Below are 17,833 nucleotides of genomic sequence, written 5' to 3'. Positions count from 1 at the left end.
ATACTGTTCTACCTATTCTCAAATCTATTGTAGTCAAGCAGGCCGAATTCGATAGGTTGATTTTCCTTATACCATGCATGCACTTTGTCACTGAATGGCCAGAACTCATCAGAGCTGCGTCTAATTGCAAAGGTATCCAACAACTTAACGTAATCTTGCTCTGTCTTAATCTTTTTCAGCATATCGACCAGTTTTGGAATCTCCTGTTCAGATAGAGATAAATACGCCGCAGGGTAGCTGCCGATCACTCCGCGTACTAAAGTCAAATCATCATTCATTGGATCGCGATTTCTTTCTTCATCGAACAAGCTAGAGATATTGGTGTGCGCATTGTTATGAAGTAGCGTAAACAATTGCACCTCACCTTGTTCGGAAGTGATCATCATCATCAGGATCTGGGGGATATAAACTAGCCCTTCGCCTTTTATAGAATCGATTGAACCCAGCAATTGCTCATTCTTATCGCTAAAGCCCGTTTGTTCGATCTGATAGTGGCTAGTCAATATCGGGCTCATTTTGGTTTTGATGATGTCGTAAAGCTCAGATTTAGGATCGTCAGTTTGATAAGGAATCTGAGTTGGCTGATCGAACGGCTTAACATTACGTTGTAAAAAGTCACTCATTTGCGAGCTTTGATTTTGATACCAGCTCGATTGCTCTTGGTGACGAATGTCTCGTGGTAGGAGGGCAACGAAATTACTCTCACCTTCTAGGCGTAAGAAGTCCATAAACATACGAGTGATCAATTGATGACCAAAGTTGCCATAAACATCAAAGCCAGCCACTAATAGATAGTGAATACGTTCAATCAAAGCGTAATCGAGGATCCATGCAGTTTTAGGTGGTTTACCGATCATCCCTTGAACGACAGAGGCACTATCGAAATGTCTAAATACGGTTAGCGCGGCATTATGATTGGTCCCATTTCCTGTCCAAAGTATGTCCGTGTTTACGTACTGTCCACCTTCAAACCATTGGTTAATAAACTCTGACTTCGCTTTCAAGTAGCGTGCCTGCTGACGAGAGTACGACACCCAATTTGTGACGGGTAAGGTGTTACTTTCTAGCTCACCGGGTAGTTTCAAATTGTCGGCTTGTGAGCGATAGAACTCGTTAATTTCAGGAAGGTTAGCTTTATCGGGGTCAACAAAGAACACCCAAAAACGGTCGTTGATTACGTTTAGCGCAAGCTGACCGCGACAAACAGGGCCTTTGATAAATGCATTGATGGTGTTCTGCGCGTTATCAAGCATAAACTTGAATCGGGCATTCACTGGCAGTTCGATAAATGCCGTCATCGGGTTTGCAGCGATCTGTGGCTCATAGCTAGGAAGTTGAGCGACAGAGTAGCCTGCATCAATAAACCACTCTCTCCAGTTGTTCATTCTTTGTTGATTTAAAGCAAACGGCATATGTGTTTTATCGACGATAGTGCCTTGCTCTGGAATCAGACGATAGTAGACGCGATTAACGCCAGGATCATCGTATGGACGCCTTGTCGCAATACGTTTAACAGGCTCGCCCGGAGGAGTGCTTGAACGAACCAAGGTAAAGAATCGAGGTGTCGCTTCATTTAAATCCGAGAAATAGAGATGCGATAAGAACAGATGCTCGTAGATGTAGCGAGCCGTCAGTTGAACTTTACGAGAGCCTTTATTCAGCATGGTTTCGTATTCATTCACTAATTCCTGTTGCTCAAGCGTTAATGGGATCTGCGCGTTCATGATGGCGCCATTTTTCAGCCAATCCATGAGCGTTGAATACTCATTGCTCGCTAGGTTTGGCATACCATAAGGCATTCCCCAAGTCGGGTAGTCTTGCGCATATTGGTCATATTCTTCGATAGTTGGGCATACCTGACTGCGATCAACCGCGAAATCGAAACCTTCTAACTGAGTTTGGTCAGGTAAAGGGTGCGCTTCTTTTTGCTCAAGCATACGAGCAATAAGGCCAGCTTGCATATTGGCCGTTGGGTTTTGAATCCGTTCATTGAGAATTGGATGAAAGCCAAGTTCACGCCATTGCTCTGTTGTTTCTGCGTCTTCAAATAGGCGACTTGGTGTTGCGGCAGTTAGGCGAGTACCTTGATAGACAAGCTCTTTACTTGCCCCGCGGTCTATGCCTTCTACGGAAGACATCTTCAACTGACAAGGAGCGTCATAACAGGCATGACAAACAACACAGCGATTATCAATAATAGGTTTTACATCAGTTAAGAAAAAGTCACTCTGCGGGCTGCTTAGTTCAGCGCGACGTTCGCGGACTTGTGGTTCGCCGAAAAGTTGATCGTAATTTAAACCTGCATAGGTTGCACACCCGGAAAACAGGGTGGCTATAGCTAAGATAAAAAAGGTGCGTAAATTCATAACTATAATGGCTCTATTTATTGATTTTATGTTGCAAGAGAAGAATAGACGTTATTGTCAATAATACACCATTCATGAATTTGGTTTAAGTCACGTTTTCTCGCACTCAAGACAGTGAGTCATTGATTAGTATCATGTTGTTTCCTACGCAGACGTGACGTAACAGACGCTGAAATTGACGCTAAGGCGGTGAAACTGTTCTATCCAGCGCCACTGGTTATCTTGCAGTTTGTCACCGGGACCTTTTACTTCGACCCAATGGTAATCCCCATCCTTAAATAGCATCAAGTCGGGCATACCATTTCTAAATAGCTTAAGGTCTTGCAGCATTACTTTGAAAAGCTCGGCGATTAATTGTTTTGGCATGGATTTGATACAAGCATCGAGCAGCGTTTTACTAAACAAAGACCAATGGACAAAAGGATTACTCAAGCCATATTTCTGCGCATACACCGAGCAGAGATGGTCAAAGCCATCATGTTGAATAGTGTGTAAGGCTTCATCAATCTTCTCTTTTCGCTTTGTAATGAAATCCGAATGGTAGAGATCCAAAGGGCGATGTTGATATTGGTTGATGAATGCGCCTTCAACCGGAGCAAAGAGCACATCCCAAAACGCAAGGCCAAATAGGCCATTGAGTAGTATGTTTTCGGCATAGAAAACTTGGTAGCCCTGTTGCTCAAAATACTCTTTTACCGCGAGTTCAACTCTCTGTGAAGAAAGGTCTAGATCTAAATGGTATTCCGATAATACAGGCTTCTTCTGCCTTGGTATTTTTTCACCTTGCTTGCGCTTCACGCGCTGTTTCAACTTTTTAGCTACTTCGAGCTCAGCAAGGTCGTGCGGGTGCTGTAATATTTTTGTGACAACGTCACTCATCTTATTTATGTCATTGAGCTTATCGTAGATGCGAACCAGTCGTTCTCGAGCAGGGGGAAGTGGGATCTGTTTAAACCAGTAGATAGAATGCTCGTACTGCTCTAGGCGCTCAAGGTCACGAGCAATGTCATTAATAAGATGCTGCCTTTTTCGTTCAATGTAATGATGCCCTATCTTATGGGGAAGTGATTCTAGGAGTGTGAGCAAGTAATGAGCATCTTTACGATTTCCTTCGGCGTATTGGCTTTGTATATCCGCAAGCATCAATAACTGGTCTACTTCACGTCGAGCGGTAAAGAAGCGTCTTGTTTTACTCAACGGGTAGCTTTCAAATTGATGCAGCCCTAAATCATCCAATACGAACTGGCTCAAGTCTTGATGGGTATTGGCGAAAAATAGCGTGAGTAACAACGAGATAATTTGCGGGTTGCATAACTCAATGACATCAAATTCAAGTGATTTGAAATCCGAGTAGGGCTGTGGCGACAACTCAGCAACGAGTTGTTCTTTATTCAATGATTTATTAAGCGGAGTAAACAACGAGACTAGCTCAGCTTTGGTTAGTAACACCCGCCCAAACTCTTGCTCAGATATTGACGAGTTAATTGCGATAAAGCTACTCAGTTCTAGCTGTTTAAGTGCGTCAGTTAGGCTAGGAATTTCATCATATTGGAGTTTGTCTGAACGAAACCAGTGTCCTCTGCGTGAAAGCAGCCTAACCAGCAAACATTGCGCAGAGTGTTCGAGTTGGTCAAATTGGGTGAGCCATTCCAATTCTGATGGTGAGAGGAAGTCAGGGTACCAATCGAGAGTGTGTTGCGTGAGCTTTTTAAAGTTATTGAGATAGTAATCCGCAGCAAGGTCGATAGAGTCAGACATAGGTTTTCAGATACAAAAAAGGCCTAACCCTTAGGTTAAGCCTTTCTCATAGTAATTCAATCTATTAAGCGTGCTTTAGCTCAGCAATTTTCGCTTCAGATAGCGGCTTAGTGATGAATGCAAGTACGATACATACTGCCATCATTACAGCTGATACTGTGTACGCTAGGCCGTAACCTTCGCCTGCAGTCATAGAGAAACCAACCACTGCTGCACCGATTGCACCACCGATACCCCATGCAGTGTAAAGTACACCGTAGTTAGTACCGTAGTTCTTAAGGCCGTAGAATTCCGCTGTTAGAGTAGGGAATACTGCTAGAAGCGTACCGTAACCAATCGCAGCAATTGCTGTACCGATGATTAGCGTGAATTCAGTTTGGAATGTAGCAAACAGAACCATGTTGATGCCCTGAAGCACGAATGCTAGAAGCAGAGTACGTACGCCACCAATTTTGTCTGCAAGCATACCTGCTGCTACACGACCGCCTGAGTTAAATACCGCTAGGATAGACGCTAGGTAAACCGCGTTTGGTAGGTTTGCCTGTACGCTTGCGATCGTTGTGATGTTACCGATGATCATAAGACCAACAGAAGCTGCGAATGCGTACATGATCCATAGTGAGTAGAACTGTGGCGTTTTAAGCATTGCTTTCCAAGTTAAGTCTTCAGACTTCTTAACCGCTTTAGGTGCTTGGCCTTCTTTTACTTTAGGTTCAGCTGGCGTGTAGTCTGATGGTGGGTTGTTGATTGTCGCTGCTAGAGGAACAGCAATCGCTAGGATACCAACACCAAGAACTAAGAAGCTCGTTTGAATGCCCATGCTGTCGATCAATGCAGAGGTTACTGGCGCTAGGTAGATAGCCGCAAGACCAAAACCTGCTGCGATGATGCCATTAACCATACCTTTCTTCGATGAGTGGAACCACTTCATCGCAGAAGGAGAAAGACAAGCGTAACCAAAACCGATACCCGCACCAGTGATAACACCAAATGTGATGTTTAGCATCATTGGAGAGCTAACAAAGCTAGACGCGATCATACCTAGACCTGTAAGAACAGTACCTAAGATCAGGATAAGGCGTGGGCCCATACGGTCTTGAAGAATACCCGCAACAAGAAGACAGATAGAGAATGTGATAGTTGCAGTCGCGTAAGGCGCTGATGCTTCAGCTGCACTCCAGCCAGACTCAGTCACTAGTGCTTTGTTAAATACACTCCAAGCATACAGGATGCCAAGACACAGGTTGATACAGAAACCTGCTAGCAGGATGCGCATTGCTTTATCAATCTTGCTCATTTTTCTTCTCGTTTGTCCTCTAAAAAGAGGATGGGTTAACTGGCTATTTTTTAAAAATAAGTTTGCGTTTATCAACATAAAGCGCAATGGGCGCGAATTATAACCAATTAAAGTGTGATTGGAATCTCTTTTTAAACGAATACTGATATTTTTTTAAATTGTTATTTTTCTGTGTCAGATTTTGAGTGCCCGACGCGGCTGGTTTGTAACAAAAGGCTAGGGAGTCAATAAATTCGCTGTATTAAAAACAGGCAAATAGGATGAGTGGCAAATAAATAGGAGGGAGCACAAAAAAGGGCACATCGAGATGCGCCCTGTGAGGTGAAAGAGTGTATTTGGCGTTAGTTACCAATCAGAGCAGGGATACCTGGCAATTGCCCCACAATCGCAAGTGAACCCACACAAATAACGAATGCCAATCCAGGAATTAGGTATTTATCTTTTGCTGATAGCTCTTTTGCACGTTCATGGTCGCCAATTAAGCCCATATTATCGAGCAGCATGGTCGTTGCCCAACCAAATACTGGGTTAACGAATGCACAAGCAAAGATACAAATACCAGCACTTAAAGAGTCTTTATGCTTATGGATCATCTGCATACCTGCTTCAAGCAATGGCAAGAATACACCGACGATAAGCGCGACACGCAGAACAGGCTCCCACATAGCAAGATCCATTGGGTAGCCAATAACGGCGGCTGCGATACACATAATACCGGTGAGCAGTGCACCCCCTGGGATAGGACGTTTAGCGATCGCCGCAGGGATCATATAAGTACCCCATGAAGACGCTAGGTTACCACCACCAAGGAAAGAGCCAATACCCTGACGAATTGATGCAACCATCATGGTGTCATCGACATCCATAAGCACGCCTTTTGCGTCTTTAGGGTAGTTCAGTTCTTGGAATACACGGTGACCAAGGTAGTCAGGTGACCACATCGCAACAGCGAGCAAAGCAAATGGCGTTACGGCGATGAAGTGCTCCAGATTTGGCCAACCTAATTGCCAACCTGTATCTTCACCCCACCAGTAGAACGGACTAAAGTGCGGAAGACCTGGTTCAGTAGTAAAGGCGAAATCTGCCCCTAATACGTAGGCAACAATACCAGCGATAAGAGAACACAGCGGGATAGCTAGCCAGCGCTTATTAATTTTAGCTAGGTAGGCATAGACGGCTAGGGTCACACCAATGACGGCAAACGAGATATAGCCTTGATCAGTGCTTGAAGCCCAAGCTTCGGTCTTATTAATTTGACCAATCAGACCGACCGCCCCTAGATAGATGAGTAGACCGCCCCGAACGCCAACACCAGTGAGAGTCATCAGCTTTGAACCGCCCTTGGTATACGCGAGGATAAAGCCGAACATACACACCATGATGCCTAAAGCCAGCGGGTGTCCTCCCGCAGCGGCAATCAAGGGTATCAATGGAATCATCGGACCGTGAGTACCGGCTAAGTTAGAGTTTGGGTTCAAAATGGCAGAGAAAAGGATAACAAATAGAGCGCCGGCAATCAGGAGCTCATAACGGACGTTTTCTGCGACAAATTCTGGAGATAAGCCAAACTGCGCGGCAAAGACTGCAACCATCGCGGTTACCATAACCACTTTACCGATCGTTGCTGCGAGTGCTGGTACTAAGTCTTCAAGCTCAACACTGTAATCGCGTGAAGGCAAGTGGATCCCCCAACGACGAAAGCTCATGATCTTAAGATCGTGGTTTAGAAACTCTTCTCGGCTATCAAATTCCTGCGCTTTACGGCGCATATCCCTATAAAAGGTCTTACTTTTGTTAGACATCGTGTCTTCCTATGTAATGTACCGAAGTTGAACCATGTCAATTAGGGCTCCGCTTTCGCTTGGTATACTAGCCTTCGACCAGTACGAGACGACATCCCAGACGCTACCAAACATCTCTATCTTATTGATAAAGAGGGAAAACATGGCTTTTCTTCGGTGATGAAAACAAGATGAACGACTCGTCACCTTGTCAAAATTCGAATCAAAACAATGGACACATAGTAGGAAAGTGGCAGTTTATAAATATTGATTTGAATTAATTAACGGGTCTGCACTATAGGTGTGGTGATTGGTGGTTAATAAAAATGCAACGCACATCACGTTGTGAGTATTTTATCAATATGATGCTAGGTTAAGTGAAACTGAATGAAAATTTCTGAACATGCAGATCGTACTGAACGACTATTTGGTGTACGTGGCGAAGACATTCACCGCTGGATCGATGGCTTTTTTGACCATAATGGCCAAGAGCATGGTGAAACCATGGCAAAGGAGCTCGATTTTGATCCGTACTCTCACCGCCGCTTTCGTCACTGTAAAGAAGCACTTGCTGAAGCAATCAAGGAATTTGGTAGCAAATACACCAATCAACAAATTCGCGATGTTTTTGAAGCTCATATACGTGATGATTACCATGGATACTTACCTAGCCGAGCTGATTTTGAGAATGGCTCGTTTGCCGCGAAGTACCATGACGTAGACCAAGATGAGACCTTAGGTGATGTGCTGGATGAAACAGAGCTTGCTGATTACTTCAACGGGTTAAGCCGAGAGAATGACGAACCGAGCACGCCTTTGAGTCAGTTCAACTTACGCATTATCTTGCCTACCATCGCAGCTATCGTCCTATTCATTACCGCGATTGTTTACGTGATTCTTCCTCTTGTTGAAAACTCAATGATGAGTCAAAAGCGTCAGATGCTGCAAGAGCTGACCTCGACAGCGGTAAGTGTGATTGATAGCTACGTCGCTCTGGAACAGCGTGGGGTCTTAACCTTGCCAGAAGCACAACAAAAAGCGGCAATGGAAATCAAATCCATGCGCTATGGCCCTGAAAATAAGGACTATTTCTTTATCACCGATATGCAGCCGAAAATGGTTATGCATCCTTATCGTAGTGATCTCACCAATCAAGATTTAACTCATTATGTCGGTAATGACAGCGGTCGTTCTATCCCTGTCTTTGTCGAAATCACCAAACTCGTCAGAGCATCGCAACACGGATTTTTAGAGTACCAATGGCAATGGAAAGATGACCCAACCATCACCGCACCAAAAATGACCTATGTTGAAGGAGTAGAGGAGTGGCAATGGATCGTCGGAACGGGTGTCTATTTTGATGACGTTCAGCACGAAATAGATAAACTTGAAGGGACTTTATTCCGTATTTTTGTCGCAATTACGCTCGGGCTAGTGGCGATTATGCTATACGTGATTGGCCAGTCAAAGGTGATAGATCGCCGAAAAAAACGAGCAGAACTCGCATTGCATGAAGCGAAAAACCGCTATAAAGCCTTGGTTGAGTCGTCAAATGAAGGTTATATCCTAGAAGCAGACGGAAAAATCATCTTTTCGAATAGCCGCTTACATCAACTACTCGGTTATACCGATACCGAATTGAAATCTGGGTCAATTTGGCAAGATCTGTTTTCCGATTTACCGCAAAACAGCCGTGTACTGCGCCATTTAATCAAGCTATTTAATCATGAGACTGAGCCTGCTGAGTTTGAGGCTCAGATCGTGACCAAAAGTGGCCGTACCATCGATATTATATTGAGTACGTCACGTATCTTTTTGTCGGAAAAGCTTGGTCATGTCATTTCATTTCGCCCAATTGTGCGCAAAATTTACGGTGGCAGCTTTGGCTCGGTAAACCCTACGTCAGATTATCAAAAGACCAGTGCCAGTATCGTCGTTGATATTGAACAAGGTCAGAGTCACAGCCACGTTATTGAGTCATTGAATCGATTGACGGACCTAATCCGTGAGATGATCTCGGCCGGAACTCGTCCAGATTATTTACGGCGTTTGATTGGCAGTACCTATGACGCTGCCATTTGTCGGTTTATTGATTTAACCATTGAAGAAATTGGCGAACCTCCAGTGCCTTTCTCTTTCCTATCCTTTGGCAGTAATGCGCGCCACGATATGACGCTGTTCTCGGATCAAGATAATGCGATTGTATTTGAAACACCGGATGATCAAGACCTAAAAGCGATACGTCGATACTTTTTACACTTGGCCGAAAGAGTGTGTGCAATGCTCAACCAAGCAGGCTATAGCTACTGTGATGGCTTGATTATGGCCTCTAACCATCAATGGTGTTTAAGTGAACAGGAGTGGAAGCACAACTTCACCCAATGGATTGAGCAAGCAACGTCTGACTCGATCTTGGAGCTTAATGTGTTCTTTGATATTCGCTCGACCTACGGCGAGGGCCGCTTAGCTGACAATATTCAAACCCATATACAACATAAGCTTGAAGATACGCCTAACTTCTTACCAACCTACGCGCAGCACTGCTTAGCGCATCAAGTGCCTACACTGGATGAGTTAGGTTCTACAGCCATTAACCTGAAAGAGTGCCTAAGGCCAATTGAACTCTTTGCCCGTCTGTATGCATTAAAGCTCAATATCAGAGAGAGTAATTCGTTATCACGCTTGAAAGGCGTGCTTACTGCAGGAGAAACGGATCCTAAAGTACATCGAGAAATGGTCTACCTGTTTGATCATATTTGGCAGCTACGCTTTATGAATCAAATCATTGAGTACAGCGACCTTCGTCAAGTCAATGATCTATTGCCACTCAATGACTTAACGGTTATTGAACAGCAGTTGTTTAAGAACGTGCTCAACCGATTGTCACTGTTTCGTGACAAAATTAAGGCTGACTTTGAAATAGATGAGCTTCAGTCGTTTATTCGTTAGAAACCAAAGTGGAACTTACATGGCGTTATAGTTAGGCCCACCGCCTTCTGGTGGACGCCATGTAATGTTTTGCGATGGGTCTTTTATGTCGCAGGTTTTACAGTGTAAACAATTGGCGGCATTGATCTGAAACTTAGGTTTACCGTCAACCTCAATTACTTCATAAACCCCAGCCGGACAGTATCGCTGGCTCGGTTCATTAAACAGTGTCATATGACTGGAAAGGGGTAAGGCCGAGTCAGTCAAAATCAGATGACAGGGCTGATTTTCCTCATGGTGCGTTGAAGACAAATAGACGGAAGAGGTCTTATCAAAACTAAGCACACCATCGGGCTTATCATAATGTATAGGCTTGCAGCGTGAGCGTTCATGAAGGTTAACGTAATCAGCCTGAGGATCTAATAAGTTCCAAGGCGTAGAGCCCCCACTTAAACGTTGCCACAGGTTTTGCTCAAATGTCGCGAGAGCACCGCCCCAAATTGGCCCGAATTGATGAATAGCACCCGGAAAGTTTCGATGTTGATTGAGTTCTTGATACAGCCAAGAATCGGCAAATAGAGAGTGGTAATCAGGTTCGGACTCTTCTTGGTAAAGCGCGGTAAATATTGCTTCGCCAGCTAGTAGCCCTGACTTCATCGCGGTATGACAGCCTTTGATCTTGGCTGAGTTGAGTGTGCCCGCGTCACAGCCGATAAGTAACCCGCCGGGAAACTGTTGCTTCGGCAGTGAAAGCAAGCCACCTTTTGCCAGAGCGCGCGCACCATAAGCAATGCGTTCAGCATCTTTTAGAAAGGGAGCAATGGATGGATGGTGCTTAAAGCGCTGAAATTCTTCAAAAGGGCTTAAATAAGGATTGTGGTAGTTAAGGTCGGTGATCAGGCCGACGGCAATCAGGTTATCTTCTAAGTGATAAAGAAAGCCACCACCATTAGCTTGGGATTCGGTTAGCGGCCAGCCAGCAGTGTGAAGCACTGTGCCTTGAGCGTAGAGTGGCTGGTCATCACTGACTTTCCAAACCTCTTTAATGCCTAGCGCGTAATGCTGTGGCTGAGAGTCGGCAGCCAGATTGAAGTTCGCAATCAAGTTTTTGCCGAGGTGGCCCCGAGCGCCTTCGGCAAATACCGTGAATTTAGCATTCAGTTGAACGCCAGCTTGAAAGCCACTTTTACGCTGTCCTTCCTTATCTAATCCCATTTCTGCGGTGATTACGCCACAGACTTGGCCAGACTCGTCATAGCAGACGTCACTGGCTGGGAAACCCGGAAAGATCTCGACCCCCATTGTTTCAGCTTTGTCGGCCAACCATTGGCATAGTTTGCCGAGGCTAATAACGTAGTTACTTGAGTCATTGTGTAAAGAGCTAGGGCTTAGAAACTTAGGCACGCCAACATGATTGTGTTTACTGGTTAGGTAGAGTAATTGGTCACTTGATACTTGGGTTTGAACCGGAGCGCCTTGTTCTTGCCAGTCAGGGAACAGCTCATCAAGTGCACGAGTTTCAAATACGGCACCAGACAATATATGTGCACCAACTTCAGGCCCTTTTTCAACCACACAGATAGAAACAGGTTGGTCGCGTTGCTTAGAAAGTTGTGCAAGTTTACAGGCTGCAGATAACCCTGCAGGGCCAGCGCCAACAATCACCACATCAAAGTCCATACTTTCTCGTTCCATCTCTCTTCGCCTAGTTCGGGTGAACAATATCACTAAATATAGTTACAGTTGACGTAAACGTAAACTTTGGCATGTCCTCATCGGCTAAATGAATGGGAAGGAACGAACGCGTGTTTCGTCCGTTTCAGGATATATAGCATATTGACAGTTATAGGGATAAATATTCCCTCTGCGTTAATTGGATCGAAAATTAAATAACTAAACAATCGATACAGAGTGGATGTAAGAATTTTTGAAGATTGCTTATAACGGATTGACTGGAAATGTATAAAAGAAAATATTCTTCGTTAAAATTACTGATTATGATTCAATATTACTACTACTGGGCGCTCCTACTTTTGTAGGAATACTTCCACATCTATATTCTTTAATTCCTATTACTATGTGTCCATTTTGTTTTGTAAAATGAGTTGGACTGCGTCGAAACTAGGTTAGTAAAGAACAATTGATGAGATTACAACTAGGTCTTGAACTGCCTTGATTCTATTTATTTTTTATAAATGAAGAAGCAAATATTTAATTGTTATAGTGTTGGTAGGGACATCAAGTCTGATAAATGCAATGTTCAAGTTGTTGAAATTTAAACGTAATTAAATGGTTGGACACGATCTCGGGAAAAAGAGCGCATAAAAGTCAGCCTGAATTAGGCAACAAAGCTTATATGACCATATAATTAAGATTAATAAGGTGAGGTATTGTGAGATTAATATTAAAGTATTGTGCTGGAGCTGCCTTTGCAATTATTTTGAGTGGTTACTCATATGCGGACAATATATTGGTGGTAGAAGAAGGGACGTATTTACGAGCTGTAATTTCATCGTTGCAAAATAATGGTCACACAGTTACTAGGCATTCTGGAACTAGTTTACCAACTGTTGACTTATCTGTATATCAAGGCATTTACTATGCAAGTCTAAGTAGTGCATTAACGAATACTGAAGTCTCGGCGTTAGTTGATTACGTCAACTTGGGGGGGAAGGCGCTGTTTTTCTTCGGTGATCATCAGAACTCTGGAAATAGTAGTGCGGCTCAATTTTTAACTAACTTCTCGAACGTGACGGCGCCAAGTCTAGGCTCAGGGCAGAGTGCTTCTGTTTATGATAGATATTTCAATGTAGGTCAAGAGCTAGATTCAATTGCCTACCATACCTTTTCTAATATAGGGTCTGGAACGCTTACGGCTTCTGATAATAATGGGCGAGCTGTTGGGGTTCTATTCTCGAACATAGGAACTGAGTTATCTAGCGGGGTAGGCTATTGGATGGATGCCTCTGCTGGCAGCACCGCAGGTAATTACAACTATTTTGATGCTACCTATAGCGAGTTACGTTCACCAGGACCAGACTCTGATGGAGACGGTGTTCCTGATATTGTTGAGCTGAGAGATGGAACCGATGAGACTGATGGCGCGTCTTATATAGACTCGGACTCTGGTGGGGTTCCAGACTATACCGAGCAATTTACATTTTATCCAGTGACTGACCCGTCAGATAGCTCAGATGATGATATGGGAAAATACTACCTTTCGTTGCCTGACAATGATGGGGATGGGGTTCCCGATGCAATTGAAATCCAACAAGGTACAGATCCTAACTCAAATTCAAATTACTTAGACTCTGACAACGACGGCGTCCCCGATGCAGTTGAAGTTATCGAAGGTACTGACCCAAATGATGCTACCAGCTTTAAAGATGAGGATGACGGTGGATTGCCAGACTATCTCGAAAAACAGGCAGGGTTAGACGCAACGAAGGGCGATGACGATTTCGGCCAAGATACAGACGGTGACGGCATTCCTGACGGCATAGAAATACTAGAAGGTACAGATCCAAATGATGCCTCAGATTCCAAGGGTACTGACAGCGACGGTGATGGTGTCCCTGATGTTATCGAAGTGCTAGAGGGGACAGACCCAAATGATGCAACCAGCTTTAAAGACGGTGATAACGGTGGTCTACCTGATTACGTAGAGCAGCAGTTAGGGCTAGATGCAACCGTTGGCGACGATGATTTCACCAAAGACAGTGACGGTGATGGAGTGCCCGATGGTGTTGAGTTCTTAGAAGGCACAGACCCGAATGATGATACGGACTTTAGCGGTACTGACAGTGATGGTGACGGTGTTCCGGATGCAATCGAAATATTAGAAGGCACTGATCCAAATGATGCAACCAGTTTTAAAGACGGTGATAACGGTGGTCTACCTGATTATGTAGAGAAGCAGTTGGGGCTAGATGCAACCGTTGGTGACGATGATTTCACCAAAGACAGTGACGGTGATGGTGTGCCCGATGGTGTTGAGTTCTTAGAAGGCACAGACCCGAATGATGATACGGACTTTAGCGGTACTGACAGTGATGGTGACGGTGTTCCGGATGCAATCGAAATATTAGATGGCACTGATCCAGATGATGCGACCAGTTTTAAAGACGGTGATAACGGTGGTCTACCTGATTACGCAGAGAAGCAACTGGGGCTAGATTCAACCGTTGGTGACGATGATTTCACCAAAGACAGTGACGGTGATGGTGTGCCCGATGGTGTTGAATTCTTAGAAGGCACGGACCCGAATGATGATACGGACTTTAGCGGTACTGACAGTGATGGTGACGGTGTTCCGGATGCAATCGAAATATTAGAAGGCACTGATCCAAATGATGCGACCAGTTTTAAAGACGGTGATAACGGTGGTCTACCTGATTACGCAGAGAAGCAACTGGGGCTAGATGCAACCGTTGGTGACGATGATTTCACCAAAGACAGTGACGGTGATGGAGTGCCCGATGGTGTTGAGTTCTTAGAAGGCACAGACCCGAATAATGCTACGGACTTTAGCGGTACTGACAGTGATGGTGACGGTGTTCCAGATTCCATCGAGCAGCTTGAAGGAACAGACCCAAATGACAAGAAAAGTGTGAAAAATAGCGATGGTGGGACGCTACCCGATTATTTAGAAAGAGTACAAGGTTTAGATCCACTAGATAATAGAGATGATCCGCTGCCAGTAGTAATAGACGTTGTTCCCCCAAAAAATGAACTTAGCACCGTAACAGTAGGGACTAACGGTGGCTCAACTTCGATTTTTGCTCTGGGTTTGTTGGCGTTACTGTCAGGCGTAAGACGCTTTAGAGGAGCCAAATAATGCAAAAGAGAATGATTTTTTCTTTACTCACAGTGGCTTTATTTTCGTCTTTAGCTTGTGCTTCGACAGATTTCTATACTGGTTTAGGATTGGGCATGTCTAATTTAAGCCCAGATATCAACCAACAAGAACAAGATGACCAACGAAAATTTGCTGGGACGCTATTCTTGGGTAAAAATATTGGCAGTTATACGGCTTTAGAGGGTAGCTATAGCTATTTGAGCAGTTATGATCTCAATGACAATGATGGTGCTGTCGAGTACCAAAACTACGGATTGAGTGGTTTACTATATTGGCCTTCTTCGTCGAGTGAGTGGTCAGTATATGGAAAATTGGGTGCGAACTACTTAGATGCTAACTTTCAAGGTAGTGCTGCAAACCTAAATGTGGAACATAAAGTGAGTTTTGCATCAGGCCTAGGTATTCGTTGGAACTTGAATGAGAACTGGTTTGCACGACTTGAGTACAATCTCTACGACAGTGATTATTCAGCTGCGTTTATTCAGGTTGCGCGTACTTGGGGTCACAGTTCTGAGCAAGCCCAGTTGGTTGAAATACAAACTGATTCAGTAATAGAAGAGCCGATGGTTACAGAGCAGCATCCACAATCTATCACTAAATCAGAAATGTTTGACAAAGTCACTTTAAGCTCTGGGCCGTTTGATTCAGAGAGTAGTGAACTTAACGAGTCATCTAGCCAACAGCTGTCGCAGTTAGTGGCAACACTAAAAGAGTACCCTGAGGCTAAAGTTGAAGTTGTGGGGCATACAGATTCAACAGGGTCTTCGTCTTATAACCAGGCACTTTCAATACAAAGGGCAACAGAAGTGTCCAACTTCCTTGAAAGTGAGGGTATTGATTCAAGCCGAATATCCATTGATGGTCACGGAGAAACGCAGCCAATTGCGCCTAACTCTACTTCACAAGGACGAGCTAATAATCGCCGAGTTGAGGTTACTATTCCTCAATTTGAATTCGTGAGGAAGTAAAGCAAACTAAATCAAAGCCGCTGATAGTCAATATCAGCGGCTTTTTCATTAATGAACGGTTGGTAAAGTTTCAATCAGTGCCTGGCCTCTAGTTGACGTAAACGTAAACTTTACTAAGCTCAATTTATTGGATGGTATTTCGGAGAGTACGATGAAAGTTATAGTAGCGATTAAGCGTGTCGTCGACCCTTATGTCAAAGTTCGGATTAAGTCAGATGGCTCTGGTGTCGAAACCGATAATGTCAAAATGGCGATTAATCCATTTTGTGAAATCGCGGTTGAAGAAGCGATCCGCATGAAAGAAGCAGGCGTAGCTGATGAAGTTATTGTGGCTTCACTGGGCGGTGATGAGTGTCAGGAGCAGTTACGTTCAGCATTAGCTTTGGGCGCAGATAGAGCGATTCACGTCTGTGTTGACCAAATCTGCCAGCCACTCAGCGTCGCAAAAGTGCTGAAAGCACTAATGGAGAAAGAGCAAGCGGGTATCGTGCTGCTTGGGAAGCAATCCATTGATACTGATAACAATCAAGTGGCGCAGATGTTGGCGGCGTTAACTAGTCTACCTCAGGCGACGTTCGCCTCTAAGTTAACCGTTGATGGCGATAATGTTGAAGTGGAAAGAGAAGTAGATGGTGGCTTAGAGCGGCTTAAGTTAGCGTTGCCGGCGATTATCAGTACTGATCTACGTCTCAATGAACCGCGCTATGCGTCTTTGCCCAACATTATGAAAGCCAAACGTAAGCCAATGGAAAGTGTGACTCCTGACGAGCTAGAGGTTGTGATTGAAAGCTCTCAAACCATTATCGAAGTGATGGCTCCTCCGTTGAGAACTTCTGGCGTTATGGTGGCAAGTGTCGATGAGTTGGTTGATAAGTTACGTAATGAAGCTAAAGTTATTGATTAGGGAGGCACTATGAGTAACCGAATCCTTATTGTTGCTGAACATGATGGTAAAAGATTATCTTCAGGCACATTATCGGCCATAGAAGCGGCGAGCCAAGTGTCGAAGCATGTTGATAGCGCGCCGTTAGATTTACTTTTGATTGGTGACATATGTGACGACCTCGTTCAGGCTTGTATCAACTTACCGCGACTAACCAAAGTTGTGGTGATCTCGGATCCAAGGCTAAGCACTCCATTGAGTGAGCGTCTTGCTCCGATGATTGCCGCTATGGCAGATGCCTATTCTCATATCCTCACTTCGGCGAGCTCTTTTGGTAAAGATCTCTCACCAAGAATTGCTGCGCTGCTCGATGTAGGACAGCTTTCTGATGTGATCGCGATAGAAGCCGCTGACACTGTGATTCGACCAATCTATGCTGGTAATGCCTTAGCTAAGGTATCTTCTCAAGATGCAATAATCGTTATGACGATTCGTGAATCAGCGTTTGAGAAAGTCAGCAGTGACGGGGAAACGAATGTTCCTGTGGAAGCCATCGACGTAGATGTGCCATCCATTTATACCGAGATGGTAGGACAAGTGGTGACTGAAAGCGCTCGTCCTGAGCTTTCTGCTGCTGACGTGGTCATTTCCGGAGGTCGCGGTGTGGGGAGTAAGGAAAATTTCGCGATGGTTGAAGCGTTGGCCGATAAGTTAGGCGGCGCGATTGGCGCTTCCAGAGCCGCAGTGGATGCCGGATTTGTCACCAATGATCTGCAAGTTGGTCAGACGGGTAAAATTGTCGCGCCTAAGCTCTATATTGCGATTGGTATTTCTGGGGCGATACAGCATTTAGCGGGCATGAAAGACTCTAAAGTGATTGTCGCCATTAACAGCGATCCAGACGCGCCTATTTTTGAAATTGCCGATTATGGGTTAGTCGGGGATCTATTTACTTTGCTGCCAGAGTTTATTGAAAAGATTGATAGCTAAGTGA

10 protein-coding genes are annotated in these 17,833 nt (G+C 44.5%); 5 read left to right on the top strand and 5 right to left on the bottom strand.

Going from position 1 to position 17,833, the window contains the following annotated elements; genetic code table 11:
- Positions 1-8: 8 nt before the first annotated feature.
- The 4 genes from VIA_RS07105 to VIA_RS07090 form a co-directional block, all read right to left on the bottom strand.
- Positions 9-2,366: a fatty acid cis/trans isomerase gene (locus VIA_RS07105; RefSeq protein ID WP_004416198.1), complete on the bottom strand. Its 2,358-nt coding sequence runs from the start codon at positions 2,364-2,366 to the stop codon at positions 9-11.
- Positions 2,367-2,510: 144 nt separating this feature from the next.
- Positions 2,511-4,124, bottom strand: a complete 1,614-nt coding sequence (locus VIA_RS07100; protein ID WP_004412071.1) for a VRR-NUC domain-containing protein — start codon at positions 4,122-4,124, stop codon at positions 2,511-2,513.
- 64 nt (positions 4,125-4,188) lie between these two features.
- Complete coding sequence (locus VIA_RS07095) at positions 4,189-5,421, bottom strand: L-lactate MFS transporter (RefSeq protein ID WP_004412069.1); 1,233 nt, start codon at positions 5,419-5,421, stop codon at positions 4,189-4,191.
- 341 nt (positions 5,422-5,762) lie between these two features.
- Complete coding sequence (locus VIA_RS07090) at positions 5,763-7,223, bottom strand: DUF3360 family protein (protein WP_004416201.1); 1,461 nt, start codon at positions 7,221-7,223, stop codon at positions 5,763-5,765.
- 366 nt (positions 7,224-7,589) lie between these two features.
- On the opposite strand from VIA_RS07090, the gene VIA_RS07085 reads away from it, so the two are divergent.
- Entirely contained in the window at positions 7,590-10,151 is a 2,562-nt protein-coding gene (locus VIA_RS07085; protein WP_004412065.1) for a DUF294 nucleotidyltransferase-like domain-containing protein, read from the top strand.
- A 15-nt stretch (positions 10,152-10,166) separates the two neighbouring features.
- Here the strand turns inward: VIA_RS07085 and VIA_RS07080 are convergent, their stop codons facing one another.
- A complete protein-coding gene (locus tag VIA_RS07080; RefSeq protein WP_004416202.1) occupies positions 10,167-11,825 on the bottom strand; it encodes an electron transfer flavoprotein-ubiquinone oxidoreductase in 1,659 nt (552 codons plus the stop codon).
- 697 nt (positions 11,826-12,522) lie between these two features.
- Here VIA_RS07080 and VIA_RS07075 point away from each other — a divergent pair.
- From VIA_RS07075 to VIA_RS07060, 4 genes are all read left to right on the top strand, one after another.
- Positions 12,523-14,967 carry a hypothetical protein gene (locus VIA_RS07075; protein ID WP_040896751.1) on the top strand — a complete coding sequence of 815 codons (2,445 nt, stop codon included), beginning with the start codon at positions 12,523-12,525 and terminating at the stop codon, positions 14,965-14,967.
- A complete protein-coding gene (locus VIA_RS07070; RefSeq protein WP_004412061.1) occupies positions 14,967-15,956 on the top strand; it encodes an OmpA family protein in 990 nt (329 codons plus the stop codon). The genes VIA_RS07075 and VIA_RS07070 overlap by 1 nt, the downstream gene beginning before the upstream one ends.
- Positions 15,957-16,107: 151 nt before the next feature.
- A complete protein-coding gene (locus VIA_RS07065; RefSeq protein WP_004412059.1) occupies positions 16,108-16,860 on the top strand; it encodes an electron transfer flavoprotein subunit beta/FixA family protein in 753 nt (250 codons plus the stop codon).
- Positions 16,861-16,869: 9 nt separating this feature from the next.
- Entirely contained in the window at positions 16,870-17,829 is a 960-nt protein-coding gene (locus VIA_RS07060; RefSeq protein WP_004412058.1) for an electron transfer flavoprotein subunit alpha/FixB family protein, read from the top strand.
- The last annotated feature ends 4 nt before the right edge of the window (positions 17,830-17,833 follow it).

It is taken from the genome of Vibrio orientalis CIP 102891 = ATCC 33934, from assembly GCF_000176235.1.
GTDB classification, from domain to species: domain Bacteria; phylum Pseudomonadota; class Gammaproteobacteria; order Enterobacterales; family Vibrionaceae; genus Vibrio; species Vibrio orientalis.
This window is presented reverse-complemented; position numbering and strand designations above follow the sequence as displayed.

What these genes read in the sequence shown, in the direction of transcription:
- VIA_RS07105 (WP_004416198.1), bottom strand. Translation starts at nt 2,366, where the DNA reads ATGAATTTACGCACCTTTTTTATCTTAGCTATAGCCACCCTGTTTTCC.
- VIA_RS07100 (WP_004412071.1), bottom strand. Translation starts at nt 4,124, where the DNA reads ATGTCTGACTCTATCGACCTTGCTGCGGATTACTATCTCAATAACTTT.
- VIA_RS07095 (WP_004412069.1), bottom strand. Translation starts at nt 5,421, where the DNA reads ATGAGCAAGATTGATAAAGCAATGCGCATCCTGCTAGCAGGTTTCTGT.
- VIA_RS07090 (WP_004416201.1), bottom strand. Translation starts at nt 7,223, where the DNA reads ATGTCTAACAAAAGTAAGACCTTTTATAGGGATATGCGCCGTAAAGCG.
- VIA_RS07085 (WP_004412065.1), top strand. Translation starts at nt 7,590, where the DNA reads ATGAAAATTTCTGAACATGCAGATCGTACTGAACGACTATTTGGTGTA.
- VIA_RS07080 (WP_004416202.1), bottom strand. Translation starts at nt 11,825, where the DNA reads ATGGAACGAGAAAGTATGGACTTTGATGTGGTGATTGTTGGCGCTGGC.
- VIA_RS07070 (WP_004412061.1), top strand. Translation starts at nt 14,967, where the DNA reads ATGCAAAAGAGAATGATTTTTTCTTTACTCACAGTGGCTTTATTTTCG.
- VIA_RS07065 (WP_004412059.1), top strand. Translation starts at nt 16,108, where the DNA reads ATGAAAGTTATAGTAGCGATTAAGCGTGTCGTCGACCCTTATGTCAAA.
- VIA_RS07060 (WP_004412058.1), top strand. Translation starts at nt 16,870, where the DNA reads ATGAGTAACCGAATCCTTATTGTTGCTGAACATGATGGTAAAAGATTA.